At 67.2% G+C, this 23,133-nt stretch carries 25 protein-coding genes; 11 read left to right on the forward strand and 14 right to left on the reverse strand.

Features of this window, described 5'->3' with window-relative positions; all coding sequences use genetic code 11:
• Positions 1 to 30: 30 nt before the first annotated feature.
• Both modB and modC read left to right on the forward strand, forming a co-directional pair.
• On the forward strand, positions 31 to 726 hold the full coding sequence (gene modB / locus GGR25_RS20545; RefSeq protein ID WP_183400733.1) for a molybdate ABC transporter permease subunit: 696 nt from the start codon (positions 31 to 33) through the stop codon (positions 724 to 726).
• Positions 723 to 1,796 (forward strand): molybdenum ABC transporter ATP-binding protein, encoded by a 1,074-nt coding sequence (modC, locus tag GGR25_RS20550; protein ID WP_183400734.1) that lies wholly within the window; start codon positions 723 to 725, stop codon positions 1,794 to 1,796. Before modB ends, modC begins: the two co-directional genes overlap by 4 nt.
• Positions 1,797 to 1,805: 9 nt before the next feature.
• Here modC and GGR25_RS20555 read toward each other — a convergent pair whose 3' ends face one another.
• A complete protein-coding gene (locus GGR25_RS20555) occupies positions 1,806 to 2,210 on the reverse strand; it encodes a septal ring lytic transglycosylase RlpA family protein (protein ID WP_183400735.1) in 405 nt (134 codons plus the stop codon).
• Positions 2,211 to 2,397: 187 nt separating this feature from the next.
• Positions 2,398 to 3,189, reverse strand: coding sequence for a DUF72 domain-containing protein (locus tag GGR25_RS20560; RefSeq protein ID WP_183400736.1), 792 nt, complete (start codon positions 3,187 to 3,189; stop codon positions 2,398 to 2,400).
• 138 nt (positions 3,190 to 3,327) lie between these two features.
• On the opposite strand from GGR25_RS20560, the gene GGR25_RS20565 reads away from it, so the two are divergent.
• Complete coding sequence (locus tag GGR25_RS20565) at positions 3,328 to 3,576, forward strand: YgaP-like transmembrane domain (RefSeq protein ID WP_183400737.1); 249 nt, start codon at positions 3,328 to 3,330, stop codon at positions 3,574 to 3,576.
• Between the two features lie 8 nt (positions 3,577 to 3,584).
• On the opposite strand, the gene GGR25_RS20570 is transcribed toward GGR25_RS20565, so the two are convergent.
• The 3 genes from GGR25_RS20570 to GGR25_RS20580 form a co-directional block, all read right to left on the reverse strand.
• On the reverse strand, positions 3,585 to 3,839 hold the full coding sequence (locus GGR25_RS20570; protein WP_183400738.1) for a GlsB/YeaQ/YmgE family stress response membrane protein: 255 nt from the start codon (positions 3,837 to 3,839) through the stop codon (positions 3,585 to 3,587).
• A gap of 165 nt (positions 3,840 to 4,004) precedes the next feature.
• A complete protein-coding gene (gene arfB, locus GGR25_RS20575; protein ID WP_183400739.1) occupies positions 4,005 to 4,424 on the reverse strand; it encodes an alternative ribosome rescue aminoacyl-tRNA hydrolase ArfB in 420 nt (139 codons plus the stop codon).
• Between the two features lie 90 nt (positions 4,425 to 4,514).
• Positions 4,515 to 4,775, reverse strand: coding sequence for a hypothetical protein (locus GGR25_RS20580; protein WP_183400740.1), 261 nt, complete (start codon positions 4,773 to 4,775; stop codon positions 4,515 to 4,517).
• Positions 4,776 to 4,906: 131 nt separating this feature from the next.
• On the opposite strand from GGR25_RS20580, the gene GGR25_RS20585 reads away from it, so the two are divergent.
• A complete protein-coding gene (locus tag GGR25_RS20585; RefSeq protein WP_183400741.1) occupies positions 4,907 to 5,734 on the forward strand; it encodes an SDR family oxidoreductase in 828 nt (275 codons plus the stop codon).
• Here the strand turns inward: GGR25_RS20585 and GGR25_RS20590 are convergent.
• Entirely contained in the window at positions 5,712 to 6,284 is a 573-nt protein-coding gene (locus GGR25_RS20590) for an AAA family ATPase (RefSeq protein WP_183400742.1), read from the reverse strand. The two genes, GGR25_RS20585 and GGR25_RS20590, sit on opposite strands and share 23 nt — an antisense overlap.
• 764 nt (positions 6,285 to 7,048) lie before the next feature.
• Here GGR25_RS20590 and GGR25_RS20595 point away from each other — a divergent pair.
• Entirely contained in the window at positions 7,049 to 7,774 is a 726-nt protein-coding gene (locus GGR25_RS20595; RefSeq protein WP_210300036.1) for a phytochelatin synthase family protein, read from the forward strand.
• A 7-nt stretch (positions 7,775 to 7,781) separates the two neighbouring features.
• Here GGR25_RS20595 and GGR25_RS20600 read toward each other — a convergent pair whose 3' ends face one another.
• The 3 genes from GGR25_RS20600 to uvrB form a co-directional block, all read right to left on the reverse strand.
• The gene (locus tag GGR25_RS20600; protein WP_183400744.1) at positions 7,782 to 9,374 is read right to left on the reverse strand and encodes an FAD-dependent monooxygenase; all 1,593 of its coding nucleotides are present in this window, start codon (positions 9,372 to 9,374) and stop codon (positions 7,782 to 7,784) included.
• A gap of 128 nt (positions 9,375 to 9,502) precedes the next feature.
• Complete coding sequence (locus GGR25_RS20605) at positions 9,503 to 10,054, reverse strand: hypothetical protein (protein ID WP_183400745.1); 552 nt, start codon at positions 10,052 to 10,054, stop codon at positions 9,503 to 9,505.
• A gap of 120 nt (positions 10,055 to 10,174) precedes the next feature.
• The gene (uvrB, locus tag GGR25_RS20610; RefSeq protein ID WP_183400746.1) at positions 10,175 to 13,069 is read right to left on the reverse strand and encodes an excinuclease ABC subunit UvrB; all 2,895 of its coding nucleotides are present in this window, start codon (positions 13,067 to 13,069) and stop codon (positions 10,175 to 10,177) included.
• Positions 13,070 to 13,242: 173 nt separating this feature from the next.
• On the opposite strand from uvrB, the gene parA reads away from it, so the two are divergent.
• The 5 genes from parA (at position 13,243) to GGR25_RS20635 (ending at position 18,068) form a co-directional block, all read left to right on the forward strand.
• Positions 13,243 to 13,890, forward strand: coding sequence for a ParA family partition ATPase (gene parA, locus GGR25_RS20615; protein ID WP_183400747.1), 648 nt, complete (start codon positions 13,243 to 13,245; stop codon positions 13,888 to 13,890).
• A 14-nt stretch (positions 13,891 to 13,904) separates the two neighbouring features.
• On the forward strand, positions 13,905 to 14,132 hold the full coding sequence (locus GGR25_RS20620; protein WP_183400748.1) for a SlyX family protein: 228 nt from the start codon (positions 13,905 to 13,907) through the stop codon (positions 14,130 to 14,132).
• A gap of 39 nt (positions 14,133 to 14,171) precedes the next feature.
• Positions 14,172 to 15,857, forward strand: a complete 1,686-nt coding sequence (locus GGR25_RS20625; RefSeq protein WP_183400749.1) for an FAD-dependent oxidoreductase — start codon at positions 14,172 to 14,174, stop codon at positions 15,855 to 15,857.
• Entirely contained in the window at positions 15,854 to 16,159 is a 306-nt protein-coding gene (locus GGR25_RS20630) for a UBP-type zinc finger domain-containing protein (protein ID WP_183400750.1), read from the forward strand. Before GGR25_RS20625 ends, GGR25_RS20630 begins: the two co-directional genes overlap by 4 nt.
• A gap of 184 nt (positions 16,160 to 16,343) precedes the next feature.
• Positions 16,344 to 18,068, forward strand: coding sequence for a hypothetical protein (locus tag GGR25_RS20635; RefSeq protein WP_183400751.1), 1,725 nt, complete (start codon positions 16,344 to 16,346; stop codon positions 18,066 to 18,068).
• Positions 18,069 to 18,112: 44 nt separating this feature from the next.
• On the opposite strand, the gene minE is transcribed toward GGR25_RS20635, so the two are convergent.
• The 5 genes from minE to GGR25_RS20660 form a co-directional block, all read right to left on the reverse strand.
• Positions 18,113 to 18,376 (reverse strand): cell division topological specificity factor MinE, encoded by a 264-nt coding sequence (minE, locus tag GGR25_RS20640; protein ID WP_183400752.1) that lies wholly within the window; start codon positions 18,374 to 18,376, stop codon positions 18,113 to 18,115.
• A complete protein-coding gene (gene minD, locus GGR25_RS20645; RefSeq protein WP_183400753.1) occupies positions 18,373 to 19,188 on the reverse strand; it encodes a septum site-determining protein MinD in 816 nt (271 codons plus the stop codon). The genes minE and minD overlap by 4 nt, the downstream gene beginning before the upstream one ends.
• A gap of 26 nt (positions 19,189 to 19,214) precedes the next feature.
• The gene (gene minC / locus GGR25_RS20650; protein WP_183400754.1) at positions 19,215 to 19,925 is read right to left on the reverse strand and encodes a septum site-determining protein MinC; all 711 of its coding nucleotides are present in this window, start codon (positions 19,923 to 19,925) and stop codon (positions 19,215 to 19,217) included.
• Positions 19,926 to 20,090: 165 nt separating this feature from the next.
• Positions 20,091 to 21,173 (reverse strand): LLM class flavin-dependent oxidoreductase, encoded by a 1,083-nt coding sequence (locus GGR25_RS20655; RefSeq protein ID WP_183400755.1) that lies wholly within the window; start codon positions 21,171 to 21,173, stop codon positions 20,091 to 20,093.
• Between the two features lie 115 nt (positions 21,174 to 21,288).
• A complete protein-coding gene (locus GGR25_RS20660; protein ID WP_183400756.1) occupies positions 21,289 to 22,092 on the reverse strand; it encodes an SH3 domain-containing protein in 804 nt (267 codons plus the stop codon).
• A gap of 183 nt (positions 22,093 to 22,275) precedes the next feature.
• Here GGR25_RS20660 and lepB point away from each other — a divergent pair, with 183 nt between their 5' ends.
• A complete protein-coding gene (gene lepB, locus GGR25_RS20665) occupies positions 22,276 to 23,058 on the forward strand; it encodes a signal peptidase I (protein WP_183400757.1) in 783 nt (260 codons plus the stop codon).
• The last annotated feature ends 75 nt before the right edge of the window (positions 23,059 to 23,133 follow it).

The following is a 23,133-nucleotide window of genomic DNA, read 5'->3' on the forward strand; positions in this document are numbered from 1 at the left end:
GGCGCGCCGAATCCGGCGAGAGTGAACGCCATGGAGCAGCTCTTCACGCCCGAGGAATGGACGGCGATCGATCTCAGCCTGAAGGTTGCGACCGTCGCGACCCTAGCCAGCCTGCCGGTCGGGATCGCGATGGCGATGCTGCTCGCGCGCGGCCGCTTTCCGGGACGCAGCCTCCTGGCCGGCATCGTCTCGCTGCCGCTCGTGCTGCCGCCGGTGGTGACCGGCTATCTGCTGCTGCTCGCCTTCGGCCGCAAGGGACCGATCGGCGCGTTTCTCGACCAGACCTTCGGCCTCGTCTTCGCGTTCCGCTGGACGGGCGCGGCCCTCGCCTCGGCCATCATGGGCTTCCCGCTGATGGTGCGCGCCATCGGCCTCTCCATCGAGGCGATCGACCGCAGGCTCGAAGACGCCGCCGCGACGCTCGGCGCGGGGCGGATCGTCGTCTTCCTGTCCGTGACGCTGCCGCTCGCCATCCCCGGCATCCTTGCGGGTGCCGTGCTGGCCTTTGCGCGCTCGCTCGGCGAGTTCGGCGCCACCATCACCTTTGTCTCCAACATCCCCGGCGAGACGCAGACCATCCCGTCTGCGATCTATGCGCTGATCCAGTCGCCCGATGGCGAGACGGGCGCGCTGCGCCTCACCCTCGTCTCCATCGTGATCGCGATCGGCGCCATGCTGCTGGCGGAATGGCTGGCGGCGCGGTTCCGTGCGGGGGAGCGGACGTGACGCTGGATGTCGATGTCCAGAAGCGGCTCGGCGCGTTCGAGGTCGCGATGCGCTTCCAGACCGGCGGCGGCATCACGGCCCTGTTCGGCCCGTCCGGCTCGGGCAAGACCACGCTGGTCAACCTGATCGCGGGCCTGCTGCGGCCCGACAAGGGCCGCATCGCGCTCGGCAGCCGCGTGCTGGTGGATACGAATACCGGCGTCTTCCTGCGCCCCGCCGAGCGGCGCATCGGCTATGTCTTCCAGGAGGGCCGCCTCTTCCCGCACCTCTCCGTCCGCTCGAACCTGATGTTCGGCCGCTGGCTGACCCCGGGCGCCCGGCGCTGGGGCGATTTCGACGCCATCGTGGATCTGCTTGCGATCCGGCCCCTGCTCGCCCGCCGGCCACGCGATCTCTCGGGCGGCGAGAAACAGCGCGTCGCGATCGGGCGCGCGCTCCTGTCGAGCCCGGAATGCCTGCTGATGGACGAGCCGCTGGCCGCGCTGGATCCCGCGCGCAAGGCCGAGATCCTGCCCTTTGTCGAGCGACTGCGCGACGAGATGAGGCTGCCGATCGTCTATGTCAGCCATTCGGTCGAGGAGGTCGCGCGGCTGGCCGACACGGTGGTGCGGATCGAGGGCGGCCGGGTCCTGGCGAGCGGTCCAGTCGGCGAGGTCTTCGCCACCATCGACGCCGAAGGCGGCTTCGAGGCCGGCGGCGTGCTGACCGCGCGTCTCGTCACCGAAGCCGGGGCCGACGGGCTGGCGCGTCTCGAACATCCGGCCGGCGCGCTGCTGGTGCCGCATGTCGGCCGTCCCGCGGGCAGCCTCGTGCGCCTCTCGATCCGCTCGCGCGATGTCACGATCGCCGTCGGCGAGCCGGGCCGCCTCTCGGTCCGCAATCGCCTTACCGCGCGCATCACCGCGATCGCGGAGCTGGCGCCGCCGGACGTCGCGATACGGCTCGATGTCGGCGGCGAGCCACTGGTCGCGCGGATCACGCGCGACGCGGTGCGCGAACTCGGCCTCGAACCCGGTCAGATGGTGACGGCGCTGGTGAAGGCGGTCGCGCTCGACGAGCGGCGGGGCTGAGCCGCAGGCTCAGGCCGGGCAGGCGCCGCGGAGCGCCGCCTTGGCATCGACCGTGGTGACACGGACATGCGCGGTGCCGCTGGAAATCATGCCGAGCTGCTGTGCGGCGGCCTTGGAGAGGTCGATCACGCGTCCGCCGGAATAGGGACCGCGATCATTGATGCGAACGACGACGAACTTGCCGTTCCTGAGGTTCTCGACCTTGACGCGCGTCCCGAAGGGAAGCGAGCGATGGGCGGCGGTCATGGCGCTCGGATTGTTCCGTTCGCCGCTCGCCGTCTTGCCGCCGAGCTTGTACCAGGAGGCCCTGCCGCACTGGCTGCCGGCCTCAGCCGGTGTTGTTCCCACAGAATAGGCCGCGGCAGCGGCAAGGAAGCTGGCGGCAAACGCCGCAACACGTAGTTTCGAACCCAATGCGGATCTCTCCGTTTTCGCGCTCGCTCGGCGCGGCACCCACCCGATTTCCCAAGAAGAACCTGAGCTTCGTTGTTCATCAACGGGACGAAAAAGGCGAGAATGCGGCAGAGATTGTCAACCAATCTGACTCAATCTTAGCAAGCCGGCAAAGCAATGGGATGAATCGGCGTGGGAAGGAATGCCGTCAGCCCTGCTCCAGACGCTCGATCAGTGCCATGGCGGCGTGCGGCGCCTTGGGCTTGAAGCCATTGATCATGAAGATGAAAACGTCGCGCGCCGCACCTTTGCCCTGCGCCTCGGCGAGGAGCGGGAGATCGTCCGGCGTACTGCCACCTTCCCAGCTCCGCGCGCGGCGCTCCCAGTCGGCGAGCGCGGCTTCGGAATAGCCCTTCGGATGGGCTTCATCGGCGCTCTGGAGCCGCGCATAGACGAAATCCGCCGTCGGGTCCGCGATCAGCGGGAAGGTCTCGGAGTCCGCGACGACGATGCCGACGCCATAGCGGCGTGCCAGCGCGACGAAGGCGGCATCGACGAAACTCGCATGGCGGACCTCGACGACATGGCGCAGGCGCACCCCGTCGGACTCCTTCGGCAGCAGCGCGAGGAAGGCCTCGAAATCCTCCGGATCGAACTTCTTCGTCTCCATGAACTGCCAGTTGATCGGCCCGAGCTTGGCGCCGAGTTCGGTGACGCCGCTGCCGATCAGCCGTTGGATCGACTCCCCGGCCTCGGCCAGCACGCGCCGGTTGGTGGTGAAGCGCGATCCCTTGAGTGCGAAGACGAAACCGTCCGGCGTCTCGCCCGCCCATTTGCGGAAACTCTCCGGCTTCTGTGTCCCGTAATAGGTTCCGTTGATCTCGATCGCGGTCACATGGTCGGCCGCGTAGGCGAGCTCGCGCTTCTGCGGCAGGCCTTCGGGGTAGAAAGTTCCGCGCCAGGGCTCGAACACCCAGCCGCCAATACCGACATAGATCATGGAAGCCTCTTCATCCGAGCGCTAAGCGTGGACCAGACTACCCTCGGCCTTTCCGCCCGGCCACCCGGAATGGAACAGCGATCGACGGAACGCGCCGCCGGGCAGCACGTTGTCCAGTGCAACACAGGAGCGATAGCGATGATCTTCCGTTCGAGACCCCAGCCGCCGGCCCCCCTTCCCGAGATCTCGGCGACCGGCCGCGCCGTGTCCGTGCTCGCGGGCCTCGTGCTCGCGGCAGCGGCGGTCCGCCCGCGTCCCAACCGCTTCCTCTCCGTGCTCGCGCTCGCGACCGGCTCCTACCTCGCCTATCGCGGCGCGACGGGCCACTGCCCGATCACCGAGGCGCTCGAGGAGCAGTTCGGTGACCGGGATCAGCGGATTCGCTAGGGGCTGCGTCAGGCGCGCCTGCGCGTGACGGCACCCCAGATCAGCAGGATGATGATAGCGCCGACGATGGCGCCGATGAATCCTGCCTGATCGTTCGGGCCATACCAGCCGATCGCCTGGCCGAGCCATGTCGCGATGAAGGCGCCGGCGATGCCGAGCAGGATGGTGAGGATGAAGCCCTTCGGCTCGTTGTCGCCGGGCATGATGAACTTGGCGATGACGCCCGCGACGCCGCCGATGATGATCGTCCAGATGATGCCCATAGGCACGCTCCCTCGCCTTCGTGGATCGCGCCGCCTCCCGCGAATCGCCCCTCGGCGCGGTGGCGGCTATGGTGCACGCGATCGCGCGCTTTGACGAGCCGTCCCCTTGCTTGCATCGCGGCGCCGCGCGCCACCGCGTCGCCTCCCCGGTGACGGAGCCCGCGGTCAGTCGAACTTGACGCTGCCGCGCATCGACTTGATGCCCGAGCGCTTGGCCTTGCCTTCGAGGCGCTTTTCCTTCGAGGCCTTGGTCGGCTTGGTCGCGCGCCGCGGCACGGGCGGCGGGACCGCCTCGCGGATCAGCTCCACCAGCCGCTCCACCGCATCGACGCGGTTCCGCGCCTGGTCGCGATGGCGCTGCGCCGTGATGACGATGACGCCGTCCTGCGTCAGCTTCGAGCCGGCAAGCCGCATCAGCCGCACAGCCACGGCATCGGGCAGCGAGCGCGAGCGGCGCGCGTCGAAGCGGATTTGAACCGCGCTCGACACCTTGTTGACGTTCTGCCCGCCGGGGCCGGATGAGCGGATGAAGCTCTCCTCGATCTCGCTCTCGTCGAGGAAGATCGTCTCTGTCACGGGGATCATGGCGGGGACCTCCGGCACACCCTGGCTGCTGGAGGCACCCTATCGCACAGCCGCGACCGTTCGGCGAGGACCTCGGCGCGTCGTGGCGACCTATTGGCCGGCCTTCGCCTCGCCGATCGCCTTGTCGTAGGCCGCGCAGATTTCGTCGAGATCGCTGGTGCGCTCCGCCGTGCGGTCGACCTCGATCTGCTTCTGGCGCCAGGCGTCCGCCTGGTTCGGATCCTTGGCGACGATCGCCTTGACCAGATCCGAAAGCTGGATCGACTTCGCCTGCAATTCGTCCTCTGAACAGGCGAAGGCGGCGGGCGTCGCGGCGAGAAGAAGCGAGAGAGCGAGGAGCGTGCGTCGCATGGCTGAGCTGAATCCCTGTCGCCTGAATTGTCCTACGCCGATATAGATCGACTGTGAAATCATGCCAGCCCTGCGTGTCTTTTTGCAGGCAGCCGGACCCCGCCCGTTCACCAGCCATCGGAGACATCGCCATGATCCATCCCGCCATCGCCCCCGGTCATGTCGCGCTGATCACCGGCGGCGCATCGGGCATCGGCCTCGCCGCGGCCAGCGCCTATCGCGCGCTCGGCATGCAGGTCGCCATCGCCGATCTGCGGCAGGACGCGCTCGACGCGGCGCGCGCGACGCTCGGCAGCGACACGCAGGCGATCCGCACCGATGTTTCCGATCGCACCTCGGTCGAGGCGATGCGCGACGCGACGCTGGCGAAGTTCGGGCGCATCGACGTGCTCATGAACAATGCCGGCACGGGCCATGGCGGCCCCGCGCTCGGCGACCTCGCCAACTGGCAGCGCGTGCTCGGCACGAATCTGTGGGGTGTCGTCAACGGCGTGCAGGCGATCGTGCCGGGCATGGTCGCCTCGGGCCGGCCCGGCCTTGTCATCAACACCGGCTCCAAGCAGGGCATCACCACGCCGCCGGGCGACACGGCCTATAACGTCTCCAAGGCCGGCGTGAAGGTGCTGACCGAGGGGCTGGCGCATGAACTGCGCAACACCGAGGGCTGCGCCGTCACCGCCCATCTGCTCGTTCCCGGCTTCGTCTTCACCCATCTGACGGCCGAGGGCCGGGCCGAAAAGCCCGCCGGCGCCTGGACGCCGCAGCAGACGGTGGATCTCATGCTGGAGTCGATCGCGCGCGGCGATTTCTACATCCTCTGCCCCGACAATGAGGTGGATCGCGCCACCGACGAGAAGCGCATCCTCTGGGCCGCCGGCGACATCGTCGAAAACCGCCCGCCGCTGTCGCGCTGGCACAAGGATTGGGCCGACGTCTTCAAGGCGTCGCTGAAGCCCTGATCGCGGCCAGCACAAAATCGGCGCGCGCCTCGACATCGATCCGCGGCAGTTCCACCGTCCGGTAGCCGAGTTCCGCCAAAGCGGCCACGATCGCCTCAAATTCCGCCGTCGCGGCGGAAAGATCGTGCCGCCGCTCGGCATCGCCGGCAAAGATTTCCGGCCAGGGTGGCGCCAGGAAGACCGGGTCGCCATAGCGCAGCGTGCGCGCCGCCGCCTCGACGGGCGCGGGAACCGTGCGGCCCGTCCGCCGATACCAGGCGAAGGCCTCGATCACGCCGCGATCGAGAAATGCCGGCCCCGGCACCGCACGGGCGGCTGCGAACTGCGCGCTGGCGCGCGCCAGCATGAGGTCGACGAAGCGGTCCATGTCCAGCCATGGCAGGCCCCGTCCGCCGCTCGCCGTCTCCTCGCGCACGATCTGCCGCCCGGCCTCCTCGAAGGTCGCATAGCCCCTCCGTGCCAGCGCGGCGAGGAGGGTCGACTTGCCTCCGCCTGAACAGCCCGTGAGGAGGACGGGCGCGGTGGCGGGTCGCGCGGTCTTGTCGATCATGGCAGCCTCGTTTGCCGGCTTGGTTGATGGGAAGGACAGCGCGAAAATCCCCGCCGGCCATTGGCCGCGAGGCTTCGCTTCGAAGAGGTCGCGCGAGGCGGCCTGCTGCCTGCGCGCGGACGGCGCGCCGGCTGAATTGAATAGATGAGGTGCCCGAGCCGCCCGTTTACGGCAGCCGGCGCCCCGCGCCGACGAGATCTGCGACCGGTACCGACGGACCGTGGGTGTTTCGTTGCTGGGTCACCCGGCGGCAAGTCCCACGCCAGCCTCCTCCTTACGGAAGAAGCCGAACGCCCGCCGCTGGCCCGCGTGTACGGACCCGGCGCATCGGAGTTCCGGCCGCCCTTTGGGGCGAGGCTCGTGACGCCCTCGCCCCCAAGGCCCGCCGAGCCCCACCCGCAAACGGAACGACCGGTTCGCCCTCTTCGGTGGGCGGGGATGAAGGGAGTATGCGCTCGGTCGGAGGGGGCGGGGATAGATTACTTTCCCGGGCTCGTCCGGCGCGCACCGGCCTGCCCCCTCTCCCGCTTGCGGGGGAGGGCTGGGGAGGGGGTGATCAGGCCGCGGCGGCCGGAGATTATCGAGCACAGGCTGGCGCCACAACTCGAGCGATCGTGCAGGTTGGCTCCCTCCCTCGCCCTCCCCCGCTTCGCGGGAGAGGGAACGCGCCACTGCCCCCTCTGCCGATGCGCTTGGCGCTCACTGATCCCGGCCATTGTCACGCTGGCGCGGCGGGTTCATCCTGCGGGTGGGAGGACGTCGCCATGATCATCCGCCGCCTCGGTATTGCAGTCGTCGCGTTCGGCCTCGCCGTGGCCGGCGCACTCGCGCAGACCCTGCCGTTGCCGGAGAACCTCGTCGGCGCCTCCAGCGATGCCGGAGAAGCGCTGCTCGTCGGCGCCGAGGCGCGCGAGGCCTATTTCCCGCTCGCCGACAATTTCGTCACCCAGAAGACGCAGTCTTTCTGCGGCGTCGCCTCGATGACCATGGTATTCAACGCCATGGCCCTGCCCGCGCCAGCCGTGCCGGAATATGAGCCGTTCAAGACCTTCACGCAGGACAATGTCCTCGACGAGGCCACCGAGGCGGTGATCCCCAGGGCGACGATCCTGAAGCAGGGCATGACGCTCGACCAGCTCGGCGCCGCCATCGCCACGAAGCCAGTCGAGGCGAGCGTGCGCCACGCCGCGGATTCGAGCCTCGACACCTTCCGCAGCGAAGCGCGGGATTATCTGGCGCAGAAGGGCCATTTCGTCATCGTCAATTATCTGCGCAAGGCCATGGGCCAGCAGACCGGCGGCCATATCTCGCCGCTCGCGGCCTATGACGCCGAGGCGGACCGCTTCCTGATCCTCGACGTCGCCCGCTACAAATATCCGCCGGTCTGGGTCACCGTCGCCGATCTTTATGCCGCGATGAACACGCCCGATGCGGACAATGACAACAAGACGCGCGGCTATGTGCTGATCGCGAAGAAGACGGTGCAGTAGCGCGCCCTCATGCGCCTTTCATGAGCGTCTCGAAATAGTCCGCCAGGCCATCGTGGCGGAAGGACGGGCCGCGCCACCCGATATAGCCATCCGGCCGCACGAGGAAGGCCGACGCCCCGCCATAGGCCGCACCGAAGCGGCGGGCCGGATCGTGCAGCACCGCGACGCCGGGCTGCTGCGGGCCATCGGCGACGATCGCGACGAAACGCAGCGGCACGTCATGGCTGCGCCGCCAGTCGGCTGCGAAGGCGGCGAAATCGACCAGCGCGCCGGCAACATCCTCGCCATCGATGCGCGCGAGCAGGACGTGATCCGTGCCGGCCAGCATGTCGAACAGGCGGAGGGGAAAGCCGAGCCCCTGACGCGCGAGGCCGCTGACATCCGCAGCCCGGTCGCCCGGCACAAGGCCCGCGACCCCCGGTCCGGCATCGTCGCGCACGATCCGGCTCTCATGATAGGCGACGAGGATCTGTGCATCGACAAGGCGCGCATTGGCCTTGTCGATTTCGCGGCCATAATTCTCGCTGGCGGCCCGCGTGCGGGCGATGACGTCGGCCCCAACCGGCCGGCGCTCGGCCTCGTAGCTGTCGAGCAGGTCCGCCGCCGCCTGTCGCTTCAGCACGAGCGCCAGCTTCCAGGCGAGGTTATGGACGTCCTGAATGCCGGTGTTCATGCCCTGCCCGCCCGTGGGCGGATGGATATGCGCCGCATCGCCCGCGATCAGCAGACGGCCATGGCGATACAGGCTGGCGAGACGCATCGATATGCGGAAGATCGACGACCAGCGCAGATCGGAGAGCCGAGCGCCATCGGGCAGAAGATCGTCGGCAATGGCCTGCAGATCCGCAAGGCTCGGGCCCGGCATTTCGGTCTGGATGCCGTGGTCGGAGCCGGCGAGGTCCTGGACGCTTTGCGGCGCCAGCATCGACACGCGATAGCGTCCGCGCCCGGGCAGCGGAATGGCGATGAACATGTCGGGCGGACCGCCCTCCACGGGGCGCACCGCGCGAAGGGCGCGGCCATAGGCGAGATCCCAGTCGATATGCACGTCGCCGAGCATGAACGACCAGGGATAGGCGTCGCCGTCGAAGCTTGCGCCGATCTCCTTGCGGATCCGGCTATGGGCGCCATCGCAGCCGACGACATAGGCGAATTCGGCGCTCTCCAGGGCCGCCAAACTGTCGCGAAGCTCGACAAGGACGCGATCCGCCCCCGCCGTCACGCCGATCAGCTCCACGCCGCACTCGACATGGATCCCCAGTTCGTTCAAGCGGGCCGTGAGCAGGCGTTCGGTCTCGTATTGGGGCAGCCCCAGCGCGGCATAGGGCAGGTCGAGCTCGGGCACGACCTCGTCCGGCATCGTCTTGCCATTGATGATCGACCGCATGCCGGTCAGCCAGAGCCCGGCATCGACCATGTCGCGCGCGAGACCCATGGATTCCCAGATTTCCAGTGTCCGCGGCGTGACGCCGATGGCGCGGCAGAAGCGCGAAGGCTCCGCCGCCTTGTCGATGATCCGGCACCGCACGCCATGCCGCGCCAGTTCGATCGCAAGACTGAGCCCAACCGGACCCGCCCCGACAACCAGGACATCCGTCATTCGCGCCTCCCCATCGGCCGATGGCCGACCAGAGAACAGCACAATCGACGGCAAGAGCACAGCCCCGAGCAGATCGGCCGGGTTTGGCCCGGGACGGGCCGCCGCTTCCCCCGATCGCTACGAGCGCGTCACCCTTCGCACGCGCGCTGGATCGCGGCCAGCATCCGGCCGCGGATCAGGCCACTCACCGGGCGGATCAGGTACCAATAGGGCGCGAACTGGCGGCGCGTCGCGGCGTCCGGGCAGAAGACGCGCGTCTCCGTGGTCAAGGTCGTGAACCCGCCCGGCTCCTGCGTCGCGGAGAAGCCGAGGACCAGCTTCGCGACGCCCGGCTCGTCGAAGGCCAGGAAAGCGGGGCCGTCCGCAACGGGCACGAGACCGAAATTCGGCTTCCAGAACCGTCCGACCAGTCCATAGACCCGTTCGCGGCCGGCGCGCTCGTCGAGCAGCGCGAACTTGTCCATGCCGAAGGCCGGCGGAAGCTCTGCCTGTCGCCCCGAGACGAGGCCGAACAGGCGCATCGGCAATTCCCGGAGGCCGATCGCAGCGCGAATGAAACGATCCGACCGGGGCTCATAGGTCGCGGCGGCCGCCAGGACGGCGTGCGGCTCCGCCGTCATGCGCCGGGAGTGCCGTTCGCTGAACTGATGCACCGGCAGATAGTCGTCAAGGAGCGACATGCTGATATCCAGGCGCACCCCGTCGCACGCCGGTTCGGTTCGAGATGCTCACTGTGCGCCTGCCGCCGCGAGCGACCAATGGCCGAAATGGTCGCGGCGCGGGGCGAGCAGCGCCCGCGCCTACCGCTTGCCCTTCCGCCCCGCATGGCTCCCGGCCCGTCCCGCCGTCGAGCGACCGCCGGGGCGGTGGTTCTTGGTCATCGGGTCCGGCTTGACGGGGCGCTCGCCGATATCGGCGGCCTTGGACGTCATGTTGGAGCTCTCTCCCATCTCGTCGAGATCGGGCTTCCGCGCCCGCGTCGCGACGGGAACCTCGGTGCGTTTCACCGTCATCTCGTCGAGCGAATTCTTGCGCGCGCGGCTCGCCGGCTCGTCGGCCAGCTCCGACCGGTCGCGGTCGAAGCCGCGACTCTGGCGGCGGCGCTGGCGATCCGCCTCGGTCTCGGGCGGCATGTTGGCGGCGTTGCCATATTTGCGCGTGCCGCGGAAGCCGCCGGTACGGTCGTCGATCTCGCTCTGGCGCGCCAGCGGATCGTCGGCGATGGCGAGTTCCGTTTCCTTGAGCCGCTTGATCTCGTCGCGCAGCCGCGCGGCGGTCTCGAATTCGAGGTTCATCGCCGCCTCGCGCATGCGCTTTTCGAGGTCGTCGAGATGCGCCTTCAGATTATTGCCGACCAGCGGCGTATCGGCGAGGCCGGCATCGACCGTGACGTGATCCTGCTCATAGACCGAGGACAGGATGTCGCCGATCGACTTCTTGACCGATTCCGGCGTGATGCCGTGCTCGAGATTATAGGCGACCTGCTTCTCGCGGCGACGATTGGTCTCCGCCATCGCCCGCTCCATCGAGCCGGTGATGTGATCCGCATAGAGGATGACCTTGCCGTCGACATTGCGCGCCGCACGGCCGATCGTCTGGATCAGCGACGTCTCCGAGCGCAGGAAGCCTTCCTTGTCGGCATCGAGGATCGCCACCATGCCGCATTCGGGAATGTCGAGGCCCTCGCGCAGCAGGTTGATGCCGATCAGCACGTCGAAGGCGCCGAGGCGCAGGTCGCGGATAATCTCGATGCGCTCCAGCGTATCGATGTCGGAGTGCATGTAGCGCACGCGCACGCCGTTCTCGTGCAGATACTCCGTCAGGTCCTCGGCCATGCGCTTGGTCAGCGTGGTGACGAGGGTGCGATAGCCCTTCTTCGCGACTTCGCGCACTTCGCCGAGCAGATCGTCGACCTGGCTCTTGGCGGGGCGGATCTCGACGGGCGGATCGACGAGGCCGGTCGGGCGGATGACCTGCTCGACGAAGACGCCGCCGGTCTCCTCCATTTCCCAGCTTCCGGGCGTCGCCGAGACATGGACCGATTGCGGCCGCATCGCGTCCCATTCCTCGAAGCGCAGCGGCCGGTTGTCCATGCAGGACGGCAGGCGGAAGCCATATTCGGCCAGCGTCGCCTTGCGGCGGAAGTCACCGCGATACATGGCGCCGATCTGCGGGATCGTGACATGGCTCTCATCGGTGAAGACGAGCGCATTGTCCGGCAGATATTCGAACAGGGTCGGCGGCGGCTCGCCCGGCAGGCGGCCGGTCAGATAGCGCGAATAATTCTCGATGCCGGCGCAGGAGCCCGTCGCCTCGATCATCTCGATGTCGAAGCGGCAGCGCTGCTCAAGCCGCTGCGCTTCCAGCAACCGCCCGGCGGCCTCCAGCTCGGCGAGGCGCGCGCGCAGCTCGGTCTTGATCGATTGGATCGCCTGGTTGAGCGTCGGCTTCGGCGTCACATAGTGCGAATTCGCATAGACCTTCACGAATTTGAGGTCCGCCGTCTTCTGTCCGGTCAGCGGGTCGAACTCGGTGATGGTCTCGACCTCGTCGCCGAACAGCGAGACGCGCCAGGCGCGGTCCTCGAGGTGGGCCGGGAAAATCTCGACCGTGTCGCCGCGCACGCGGAAGGAACCGCGCACGAAATTCAGATCCTGCCGCTTGTATTGCAGCGCGACCAGGTCGGCGAGCAGCTGACGCTGATCGAGCTTCTCGCCGAGCGCGATGCCGAAGGTCATGGCGGTATAGGTCTCGACCGAGCCGATACCGTAGATGCACGAGACCGAGGCGACGATGATCACGTCGTCCCGCTCCAGCAAAGACCGCGTCGCCGAGTGGCGCATGCGGTCGATCTGCTCGTTGACCGAGGATTCCTTCTCGATATAGGTGTCGGTCCGCGGCACATAGGCCTCGGGCTGGTAGTAGTCGTAATACGAGACGAAATATTCGACCGCGTTCTCCGGGAAGAACGACTTGAACTCGCCATAGAGCTGCGCGGCGAGCGTCTTGTTCGGCGCGAGAATCAGGGCCGGGCGCTGCGTTTCCTCGATCACCTTGGCCATGGTGAAGGTCTTGCCCGAGCCGGTGACGCCGAGCAGCACCTGGTCGCGCTCCTGATTGCGGATCGCGCCGACCAGTTCGGCGATCGCCTGCGGCTGGTCGCCCCGCGGCTCGAACTCGGACACGATCTTCAGCGGCACGCCGCCTTCCGACTTCTCCGGACGCGGCGGGCGATGCGGCACCCAGGTCTTGTCCCGGATCTCCGGCCGGCCCTTCTCGATCAGTTCGGTCAGCGCCGCCACCGTCTTGGTGACGGAAGACGAGGCGAGGCTCCCCGTCGCCTCGGCCTCCTCCAGCGTCACGTCGAGGCCGGCGACGGGATTGAGCCCGCTGGCGGCGCGCTCGCGCGCCGAACCCGCAATGCCGATCGAGGTGCCGCGGCCGGATTTATGCCCGGCCCCCTCCTTGCCGCCCTTCTTCTTCGCCTTCTTGTCGGCGTCGACGGGCAGATCGACCAGTTGCATGCGCTCGCCGCGGGCCCGCGGCGCCCGCTTCGGCTTCGGCGCGATCGGCTCGGCGTCGGCCGCGCGCGCGATCTCGTCGATCCAGTCGGCGATGTTGCCCGAGAGCGGTTCGCCCTCGAACGGAGCCTGCGGCGCTTCGCCGAAACCTTGGGGAGTGGGACGTTTGGCCATGGGTACGAAAGTAGAACGAGTCACCGCCGATTTGAAGGGTCGGCCGCCAAGATTCCGGTCACATCAGGCGACGCACGCGGGGAGACGGCGGGCTGCGCCTTCTATAGGATGCCGCAGTGCAACCTGGATCAGGCGGGCAGGTTCGCCGATGAGAGCCACGGAGCGACAATGGCATGGCCGGCAAGACTCTGGTGATCGCGCAGCAGAAGGGCGGCTCGGGCAAGACGACGCTCGCGGCTCATCTCGCCGTCGCCTTCACGAAGCGGTGGCGCGTCGCGATCCTCGATGTCGATCCGCAGGGCAGCCTCGGCCAGTGGTTCGAGATCCGGGAGCGGCGGCTCGGCGAGGACGGGGCGGGCCTCGTCCTGCGCACGGCCAGCGGCTGGGGCGCGAAGCGCGAGGCGAAGCTGCTCGCCCGCGACCATGACCTCGTCGTCATCGACATGCCGCCCCGCTCCGACCTCGAAGCGCGCAACGTCATCGAGATCGCGGATCTCGTCGCCGTTCCCGTCCAGCCGACGCCGGTCGACCTCTGGGCGACGCAGGCGACGCTGGAACTGGTCGAGCGCGGCGGCCCTCCCTCCGTCCTCGTCATCAACCGTGCCCCCGCCCGGGCGCAGACCACAGATCAGATGATCGCCAAGCTGGCCGAGCTGGGCGCCGAAACGCTGGAAGCCCGCATCGGCAACCGCGTCGCCTTCGGCTCGACCATGGGCCTCGGCTCGACCGTCATGGAAACCTTCCCGGGCAGCAAGGCCGCCGCCGAAGTCGAGGCCGTCGCGGCGGAGATGAAGCGCCATCTCGACGTCGCCGCCCCCTGAGCTAGAGACAAGTTATGAGCACCGACCCCACCAAGGACCTCGTCGCCCGGATCGACGACCTCGAAACCCGTGCCGCTTTTCAAGAACGCACGATCGAGGAGCTGCACACCATGATTGCCGCGCAATGGGAGAAGATCGACCGGCTCGCGCGGCGCTATGACAGGCTCAAGGCCGAATTCGACGAGATCGTCGAGGCGCGCCCGAGCCTGCCCTCGGCGGAACCCCCTCCGCCGCATTACTGACACCGGTCGCCCGGCGGCCGATCTCGCGGAGCATCGCACATGCCATCGACCGTAGAATCCCGCCGCGATCAGGCCTTCCCTCTCCTCTCGGCGGCCGATATCGCCCGCGTCGAGCGCTTCGCCACGCGCGTCGCCTATGCCGATGGCGCGACGATCGTCGCAGCCGGCGGCCTTTCGCCCGGTCTGCTGCTGATCCTGGCCGGCGAGATCACGGTCACCCATCGCGACGCGGCGGGCGTCGAGCATCTGATCGTGCGCCAGGGTGCGGGTCATTTCGTCGGCGAGATCAGCCAGCTCTCCGGCCGCCCTGCCCTCGTCGATGTGCGCGCGATCGGCGCCGTGGAGGCGCTGCTGGTTCCGCCCGAACGGCTGCGGGGACTGATGATCGCGGAAGCCGATCTCGGCGAACGCGTCATGCGCGCGCTGATCCTGCGCCGGGTCGGCCTGATCGAGGCCGGCGCCGGTCCCGTCATCGTGGCGCCGGCGGGCCTTGACGACCTGCTGCGGCTCGAAGGCTTCCTCGGGCGCAACGGCCATCCCTATCAATGGCTCGATCCCACCGCCGATCCGGCCTCGGACGCGCTGCTCGAGCGGCTGCATCTGACGCGCGAGGAAATGCCGGTGGTGCTCTGCCCGGGCGGGCAGATCCTGCGCAACCCGTCCGAACAGGAGCTCGCGCGCTGCCTCGGCCTCGTCGGCAAGATCGATCCCGATCGCGTCTATGACGTCGCGGTGGTCGGCGCCGGACCGGCGGGCCTCGCGACTGCAGTCTATGCCGGCTCGGAGGGCCTCTCGGTGCTGGCGCTCGATACGCGCGCCTTTGGCGGCCAGGCCGGCGCCTCGGCACGGATCGAGAATTATCTCGGCTTCCCGACCGGCATCACCGGCATGGCGCTGATGGCGCGGGCCTATAACCAGGCCCAGAAATTCGGCACCGAATTCGCGATCCCGGCCTCGGCGCAGTTCATCGAACCGCAGGACATCGACGGCGCGCCCGGCTTCCGCCTGACGCTCGGTGACGGCGAGCACGCCTCGGCGCAGACGGTGGTGATCGCCAGTGGCGCGCGGTATCGCCATCCGGCCATTCCGGGCATCGCGGATTTCGGCGGCGCGAGCGTGCATTATTGGGCCTCGCCATTGGAGCGCAGGCTCTGCGCCGCCCAGGAGGTCGTGCTGGTCGGCGGCGGCAATTCCGCCGGCCAGGCCGCCGTCTTCCTGTCGGGCCAGGCGGCGAAGGTCTGGATGATCATCCGCGCCGGCGGCCTCGCGGCCAGCATGTCGCGCTATCTGATCGACCGCATCGCCGCGACGCCCAATATCGAACTCGTCACGGACAGCGAGGTCACGGCGCTGCATGGCACGCCCGGCGCGCTCGACGGCGTGAGCTGGACCAACCGCAAGACCGGCGCAACGACGACGCGGCCGGCCGCCCATCTCTTCCTGTTCATTGGCGCCGACCCGAACACCGACTGGCTCGAAGGCTGCGGCGTCGCCCGCGACGCCAAGGGCTTCGTGCTGACCGGCGAGGCCGCCGGGTCCGGACGCCAGCCGCTCGAAACGAGCCGGCCCGGCCTGTTCGCGGCCGGCGACGTGCGCTCGGGCTCCGTCAAGCGCGTCGCGGCCGCCGTCGGAGAAGGCGCGCAGGTCGTCGCCGCGATCCACGCCTATCTCGCCGCAAACGCCAACACCCCCTCCCCCAACCAGACACGGGTCGACAGGACATGAGCGAAACCTGCACACACGCCGGCACGATCCGGACAGTCAAGCCGAGCGCCAAGGGCTGCGAGGAATGCCTGAAGATCGGCGCCTGGTGGGTCCATCTGCGCCTGTGCCGGACCTGCGGCCATGTCGGCTGCTGCGACGACTCGCCGAACAAGCACGCGACCCGCCATTTCCACGCAACCGGCCACCCGATCATCGAAGGCTATGATCCGCCCGAAGGCTGGGGCTGGTGCTACATCGACGAAACCTTCATCGACCTCCCCAACCAGACCCCGCAAGACGGTCCGATCCCGAGGTTTGTGTGAGGGGGCGGGAGTGAGTGCATAGGGCCATCAGCTCACACAGCATTCGAAAGATTACACTCTTTTTACGAGCAGAAACATATGATATAAACTTATGCGATCGACACTATGGTCCGGAGGGGTCTTTGTGGATGCGCTCTGGTCTGTCGGTTCACCTGATGGTGTGACAAGCCCACTGGACGGACTGGTGAGCTGGGTTGTCAGCCGCGACACCTGCTACGTTCTCTGGCTGCCTCTGCTGATCGCACTCGCCAGTTCGATCATAACCATCAAAGTCAATCATGCCGTCCGCATCGGACGCGTTAAGCGCATCTATGCGTTCTCGAAAGGCTTCGCGATCGACCCGTCGCCGTGCCCGAAAAACGGCGAAACGCCAGTGCCCCTCAAGTCCTATCGACCCGACATCCGCTCCTCGCCGTCAATGGAGCTGGTCGTTTCAAAGTATACCATCGACCTTGATGAAGCGATGCCGGAAGACCATTTCATCCGGCTGGAGGAACTACTGGATGCCCGAAGTGCGGGAAGTCCCGCGCCATATAAAAGCAAGCCGACCGTCAACTATCTTGTCAATCCGATTCGCTGCTTCGATATGCCAGTCAATCGGCAGATGGCTATGACAGCCCTTCCTTTTGTCGGTATCGTAATGATCGGCTGGATTGGTGCGATAGACACCGCGCGAAAGATCGACCCGTTCGGCACGCTATCCAATGTCGGCGCCCAGTTCGGCGGCTGCGCACTTTACCCGCCGATGCTATCCATAGCCTTCCTCGGTGCCTATGCTTCGGCCATGACCATACTGGTCAGAGCCGTCTGTCTGTTCGACCTTTCGGCGACGACATTCATGCGCGCCACCTTGCAAATCGTGACGAGTCTCGCTGCCGCAATTGTCCTTTGGAACTGTCTTCGTGGCCTGACACTTGATCATGTTTGCGGCACGAGCCCGGGCAAGGTTCTCTATCCCTTCGTCTTCGCCATAGGGTTCGTTCCCGATGCAGGTCTCAACTATGTCCTGGCTTGGATCAGCAATCGGGAGTGGGCGAAGGCATCTGTCGCGACATCGGTCGTTGAAGCGCAGAAGCAAGAGCGTGCCGCAGGCTTCGCCGCGGGGCTGGCAAGCTTTCTCAAGCTCACCGACAACCGGTTTAATGATGCCACCCGCTCGGTCCCGCTCGACGCGATCGATGGCATCGATTTCTTTACACGTTTTCGGCTGGCGGCGGCCGGCGTTTATGAAGTGCAGAACCTGGCTGTTGCCAATCCGATCCTGCTGCACGTCGAAACCCCGTATGGCATCTATCAGACCATCGACTGGGTTGCGCAGGCACAGCTTTGCACTGTGGTCGGGCTCGAGCGCTTCCTGATCCTGCGGCAGCACAATATCCGCACGATATTCGATCTCGAAAGGGCGGTCCTGAGCCTGAAATCCACCCAGGCGTTTCGCCGGGCCGTCGGCTCGATCCTCATGGCGACGACCCAGATCAGCCGAGATATAGAGAGCCTCGGGAAAATCAAAATGCGGAATCCGGATAGTCCGGATTCGGCCCCTCTAGATATGGATGCGTTTGACAGGTTGATGTTTGAAGAAAGCCTCAAGAAAGCCAAGTACCGCGTGAAGCTTCCACTCTATGATACGCCGACCGCGCCGTGTGGCTATCATGTTCGCGTCGAGCAAACGCCTGCAAGCACCACTCAGCCCATCATGAGCTTCGACATCATACAGGACGGCACGAGGACCAAGTACAAGGTCTTCGAAGTCGAGGATGAGGACGCGACCATCAAGCATATGGTTCGCGTCGTCATGGACGACCTCCACGTCATCCGCCTCCGTCAGATCTGGGAGACGATCAGCCGCCGTATCGGGGGAGACGCGGCGACGTTGGACGATTCCGAGGACACGATCCTCGGCGCCTGAGCGCGCTGCGACGGCGCAGAGATGTCCGACCGCCGCCCCGCCCCTCACGCCGCCTTGCGGCGAACCGGATTTGGCAGTTCGACGTCGACCTCGAGGGTCGAGATCGCTTCGCCGCGCTGCATCTTGACCTGGACCTTGTCGGCGGGGATGTCGACATGGCGCTGCAGGACAGCGAGGATTTCCTCGCGCAGGACGGCGACGAGGTCGCTGGCGCCTGCCGTGACGCGCTCGTGCTGCAGGAGGATCTGCAGCCGGTCGCGCGCGACCGGCGCAGAGCGCGCGGGTCGGAAGAAGTCGAAAATCGTCATGCCGCCCTCCGGCCGAAGATCTTGCTCATCAGGCCGCGGCGCTCCATCGGGACCACCATCGGCACGGTGTCGCCCTCGAGGCGCCGGGCGGCGTCGATATAGGCCTTGGCCGGCGCGCTCTCGGCCGCGTTCAGCGTCACCGGGCAGCCGAGATTGGAGGCGTTCAGCACGGCCTCGCTCTCGGGGATGATGCCGAGCAGCGGAATCGAGAGGATCTCGAGCACGTCGTCGACCTTGAGCATCTGGCCGCGCTCCGCCCGCGCCGCGTCGTAGCGGGTGAGCAGGAGGTGCTTCTCCATATATTCGCCCCGCTCGGCCTTCTCGGTCTTGGCGTCGAGCATGCCGATGATGCGGTCGCTGTCGCGCACGGACGAGACTTCCGGATTGGTCACGACGACGGCGACATCGGCATGGCGCATGGCGAGCATCGCGCCGCGCTCGATGCCGGCGGGCGAGTCGCAGACGATCCAGTCGAAGCTCTCGCGCAGCTCCTCCATGACGCGGGCGACGCCCTCGGCGGTCAGCGCGTCCTTGTCGCGGGTCTGCGAGGCCGGCAGCAGATAGAGCGTGTCGAGCCGCTTGTCGCGGATCAGCGCCTGCTGCAGCTTCGCCTCGCCCTGGACCACGTTGATCAGGTCGTAGACGACGCGCCGCTCGGCGCCCATGACGAGGTCGAGATTGCGCAGGCCGACGTCGAAATCGACGACGGCCACGCGATTGCCACCGAGCGCGAGGGCTGCGCCGAGCGCTGCGGTCGAAGTCGTCTTGCCGACCCCGCCCTTGCCCGACGTGACCACCAGAACCTGCGACATGTCCGTGTCTCCTTAACCCTTCCGGCTCAGGCCAGAGCCGCCATGTTCATCTGGTCTCGCGCGAGCCAGGCCTGCACGGCCTTGCCGCGATACTTCGCGTCGATCTCGTCGGCCGTCTGGTAGAGACCGTCGATCGCGATCAGTTCCGCCTCGAAGCGCTGGCAGAAGATCCGCGCGGCGGCATTGCCGGTCGAGCCGGCGATGGCCCGTCCGCGCAGCGCGCCATAGATGTGGATCGAATTGCCGGCGATGATCTCGGCGCCCGAGGCGACGGAGCCGATCACGGTGACGTCGCCCTGCGGGAAGATGATCGACTGGCCGGAGCGAACCGGCGTCTCGATCAGCAGCGAGGGGATCGACTGGTCGCCGAAGGACTGCTTCGCCTTGGTGGGTGGCTCGGTGTTCGGCGTGTGCACGATATCGGTGTGCTTGCCGCCGCTCACGGAGGGCGGCATGCCGAAGCCGAGCCAGCTCGTGTCGACGCCCTCGACCCCCATCACCTTGATGTCGCGCTCGAACAGGGCCGCGAGCAGCCCCTTGAAGTCGCGCTCGGAGATGGGCAGGCCGGAGACGTCGAGAATGACGGGCCGATGCTCGAAATAGCCGGCGGAACGCGAAGCGAGGCGCTCCAGCTCGGCGAGCCAGTCGGCCAGCGGAAGCTGCGGGGCAAGCACGGTCGCGAGGAAGGACCGGCCCCGGAATCGGATTGTCTGACGCTGCTTGACTGCTGTGGACACGATCGCTCTTCCGCTTCTCGTTAAGGAATGTGTGAAGCGAAGCTGGTTAACGAGCAGTTAACGGGAGCGGGCCGTCCAATAGACAAAGGGGCGGAAACCAAGGATTTCCGCCCCTTTCGAATGGTTGAAAAAATGTTGACGCGAGCTTCCCGCGTCCTGCGCGCGTTAGGCGAGGTTAACGGCGTCTGCGGCTTTCGGCTCGGGCGAATCGGCCTTGCGCGCCAGCGCCTCTTTCACCTGCGGCACCACCTTCGTGCCGAACAGTTCGATCGATTTCAGCATTTTGTCATGCGGGATCGAGCCGACCGTGAACTGGATCAGGAAGCGGTCATGTTCGAAGAATTCGTGCTGGTAGAGGATCTTCTCGGCGACCTCGTTCGGGCTGCCGACGAAGAGCGCACCGCGCAGCCGCCGCGAGGCCTCGAACTCGCCGCGGCCGGATGGCGGCCAGCCGCGTTCGCGGCCGATCCGGTTCATGGCCTCGGTGAAGGGCGCATAGGCGATGTCGGCCGCCTCCTGCGAGGTCTCGGCGATGAAGCCGTGCGAATTGATGCCGACGGCGAGCTTTGCCGCATCCTGGCCCGCGCGCTGCCCGGCTTCCCGGTAGAGGCGGACCAGAGACGCGAAACGTTCCGGCATGCCGCCGATGATGGCGATCGCGAGCGGCAGGCCGAGCGCGCCGGCGCGCGCCACCGATTGCGGCGTGCCGCCGACGGCGATCCACAGCGGCAGCGGATCCTGCACGGGACGCGGATAGACGCCGAGATTGTTGATGGAAGCCCGGTGCCGGCCCGACCATGTGACATGCTCGCCGGCCCGCAGCGCCAGCAGCAGCTCGAGCTTTTCGGAAAACAGCTCGTCATAGTCGGAGAGATCGTAGCCGAAGAGCGGGAACGACTCGATGAACGAGCCGCGGCCGGCCATGATTTCCGCGCGGCCGTTCGAAATCAGGTCGAGCGTCGCGAAGCGCTGGAAGACGCGCACGGGATCGTCGGAGGACAGGACCGTCACAGCGCTCGAAAGGCGGATCGTCTTCGTGCGGGCGGCCGCGGCGGCCAGCACGACGTCCGGCGCCGAGATCATGTAATCGGGCCGGTGATGCTCGCCGAGCCCGAACACGTCGAGGCCGACCTGATCGGCAAGCTCGATCTCATCGAGGAGATTGCGCATGCGATGGGCCGGATCGAGCCGGACCCCGGTCGCGGGATCCGGCATGTTGTCGCCGAAGGTGTAGACGCCGAATTCCATGGAACCGCCTCTTTGTGCCCGTTCAGGCACATATGAGGTCGGGCGGCCCCGGAATCGAGCCCCTCCTTCGGCGACGGACCGTCAACCGCCCGCTACCCGAGCGGGCGGTCGCCGATCACTGGCACGGCGCCAGGATCGGGTCGCAGCCGAACATCGGCTTCTTGCCGCCCTGCTGCGGGAAACCCGGCTGACGGATGGGCGGCTGGTAGCCCGGCAGCGGCGCGCCGGGAGGCGGCGGCCGATAGCCGGGCTGCCCACCGGGCGGAGGCGGCGGCGGCCGGTAGCCGGGCTGCCCGCCCGGGGGCGGTGGCGGAGGCCGGTAGCCCGGCTGCCCATATCCGGGCGGTGGCGGACGATAGCCAGGCGGACCGTAGCCGGGAGGCGGCGGCGGGTAGCCGGGCGGGCCATAGCCGGGCCGCGGCGGATAACCGGGCGGGCCGTAGCCGGGCGGCGGGCGCCAGCCCGGAGGCGGCGGACGATAGCCGGGATAGCCGGGCCCCCAGCCGAGCGGCGGATACCAGCCGGGCCCGTAGAATCCGCCGTAATAGGGCGGCGGCACGACCACGGGCGGCGCCACCACGATCGGCGGGCCGTCATAGGCCGGCGGGGGACCCGACATGCGTTCGAGATAGCTGCGCGACACCCAGCCGGGCGGACCGCCGGCCGAGACCTGGCACCAGCCATTGTCGGTGCAGCCGATCACATCGACGCCCGTGCCGGCCGGCAAGGTCGTGATCTTGTCGAAGCCCGTTCCGGGCCCGGTGCGCATATTGACGTTGCCGGTGGTGAAGCCGTCCACGGCCGCGGCCAGCGAGGGCGCCAGCACGAGGCCGGCGAGCAGCCCGAGCGCGCCGATGGAGAAACGCCGTCGCAGCCCGCTGCCGTCAGACGCGGGGCCGGAATGGCCAATGATCGACAATATGGAGATCCTCCGTTTCACGTCGCGCCGCCGCACGCCGATTCGAGACCAAGTTTCGCCGCAGAGTCAGACAATATGGTGGCGAACACCTCGCCACGCCGCCCGGCGGCATTCCGCTCGGATTGCTCCGGGCGAGCGCTTCGCCTAAACCTCGCCCAACGCAACAGGCCGGAAACCGCCCGGATGACCGATACTGACAAGACCCCGGCCGCCAAGGCCGCGCCGGAGAAGGCCTCCAAGGATGGCGTCGGCGGCACGATCCGCGTCTTCGCCGAAGCGCTGATCATCGCGCTCATCGTTCGCACCTTCCTGTTCCAGCCCTTCGAGATTCCGTCAGGCTCGCTCATCCCGACGCTCGAGATCGGCGACTATCTCTTCGTCTCCAAATACTCCTACGGTTATTCGCGCTATTCGTTCCCGTTCGCCATCGCGCCGATCTCCGGGCGCATCTTCGGCAGCCTGCCCGACCAGGGCGACATCGCCGTCTTCCGCGGCCCGGTCGACCAGTCGAAGGACTATATCAAGCGCGTCATCGGCCTGCCCGGCGACACCGTGCAGATGAAGGACGGCCGGCTCTACATCAACGACAAGATCGTGGAGCGCGAGCCGATCGAGCCCTTCGAGACGCGCAACGGCTTCGGCGAGATGGTGGCGGTGCCGCAATATATCGAGACGCTGCCGAACGGCGTGAAGCATCGCATCATCGAGATCCAGGGCGACCATGGCGATCTCGACAATACGCCGCGCTTCGAGGTGCCGCCGGACCACGTCTTCATGATGGGCGACAATCGCGACAACTCGGCCGACAGCCGCGTGCCGAGCGAGATGGGCTATGTCCCGGTCGAGGATCTCGAGGGCAAGGCGCAGATAATCTTCCTCTCCGTCGATGATCGCTCGTCGCTGTGGAAGTTCTGGGATTGGCCGTGGTCGATCCGCTGGAACCGGATGTTCTCGCTGGTGCGCTGACGCCACATCGTCCTGCAATTTGATAATGCTGCATTGCAAAATGCACAGGGTTGCATTCTAATTCGCGTGCCCTCC

This window comes from Kaistia hirudinis, from assembly GCF_014196455.1.
Classification (GTDB): Bacteria; Pseudomonadota; Alphaproteobacteria; order Rhizobiales; family Kaistiaceae; genus Kaistia; species Kaistia hirudinis.

Bases quoted from the DNA above. Each gene is read 5' to 3' on its own strand.
- modB (WP_183400733.1), top strand. From the start codon at position 31: ATGGAGCAGCTCTTCACGCCCGAGGAATGGACGGCGATCGATCTCAGC.
- GGR25_RS20560 (WP_183400736.1), bottom strand. From the start codon at position 3,189: ATGATCTATGTCGGTATTGGCGGCTGGGTGTTCGAGCCCTGGCGCGGA.
- GGR25_RS20565 (WP_183400737.1), top strand. From the start codon at position 3,328: ATGATCTTCCGTTCGAGACCCCAGCCGCCGGCCCCCCTTCCCGAGATC.
- GGR25_RS20570 (WP_183400738.1), bottom strand. From the start codon at position 3,839: ATGGGCATCATCTGGACGATCATCATCGGCGGCGTCGCGGGCGTCATC.
- arfB (WP_183400739.1), bottom strand. From the start codon at position 4,424: ATGATCCCCGTGACAGAGACGATCTTCCTCGACGAGAGCGAGATCGAG.
- GGR25_RS20580 (WP_183400740.1), bottom strand. From the start codon at position 4,775: ATGCGACGCACGCTCCTCGCTCTCTCGCTTCTTCTCGCCGCGACGCCC.
- GGR25_RS20585 (WP_183400741.1), top strand. From the start codon at position 4,907: ATGATCCATCCCGCCATCGCCCCCGGTCATGTCGCGCTGATCACCGGC.
- GGR25_RS20590 (WP_183400742.1), bottom strand. From the start codon at position 6,284: ATGATCGACAAGACCGCGCGACCCGCCACCGCGCCCGTCCTCCTCACG.
- GGR25_RS20595 (WP_210300036.1), top strand. From the start codon at position 7,049: ATGATCATCCGCCGCCTCGGTATTGCAGTCGTCGCGTTCGGCCTCGCC.
- GGR25_RS20600 (WP_183400744.1), bottom strand. From the start codon at position 9,374: ATGACGGATGTCCTGGTTGTCGGGGCGGGTCCGGTTGGGCTCAGTCTT.
- GGR25_RS20605 (WP_183400745.1), bottom strand. From the start codon at position 10,054: ATGTCGCTCCTTGACGACTATCTGCCGGTGCATCAGTTCAGCGAACGG.
- uvrB (WP_183400746.1), bottom strand. From the start codon at position 13,069: ATGGCCAAACGTCCCACTCCCCAAGGTTTCGGCGAAGCGCCGCAGGCT.
- parA (WP_183400747.1), top strand. From the start codon at position 13,243: ATGGCCGGCAAGACTCTGGTGATCGCGCAGCAGAAGGGCGGCTCGGGC.
- GGR25_RS20620 (WP_183400748.1), top strand. From the start codon at position 13,905: ATGAGCACCGACCCCACCAAGGACCTCGTCGCCCGGATCGACGACCTC.
- GGR25_RS20625 (WP_183400749.1), top strand. From the start codon at position 14,172: ATGCCATCGACCGTAGAATCCCGCCGCGATCAGGCCTTCCCTCTCCTC.
- GGR25_RS20630 (WP_183400750.1), top strand. From the start codon at position 15,854: ATGAGCGAAACCTGCACACACGCCGGCACGATCCGGACAGTCAAGCCG.
- minE (WP_183400752.1), bottom strand. From the start codon at position 18,376: ATGACGATTTTCGACTTCTTCCGACCCGCGCGCTCTGCGCCGGTCGCG.
- minD (WP_183400753.1), bottom strand. From the start codon at position 19,188: ATGTCGCAGGTTCTGGTGGTCACGTCGGGCAAGGGCGGGGTCGGCAAG.
- GGR25_RS20655 (WP_183400755.1), bottom strand. From the start codon at position 21,173: ATGGAATTCGGCGTCTACACCTTCGGCGACAACATGCCGGATCCCGCG.
- lepB (WP_183400757.1), top strand. From the start codon at position 22,276: ATGACCGATACTGACAAGACCCCGGCCGCCAAGGCCGCGCCGGAGAAG.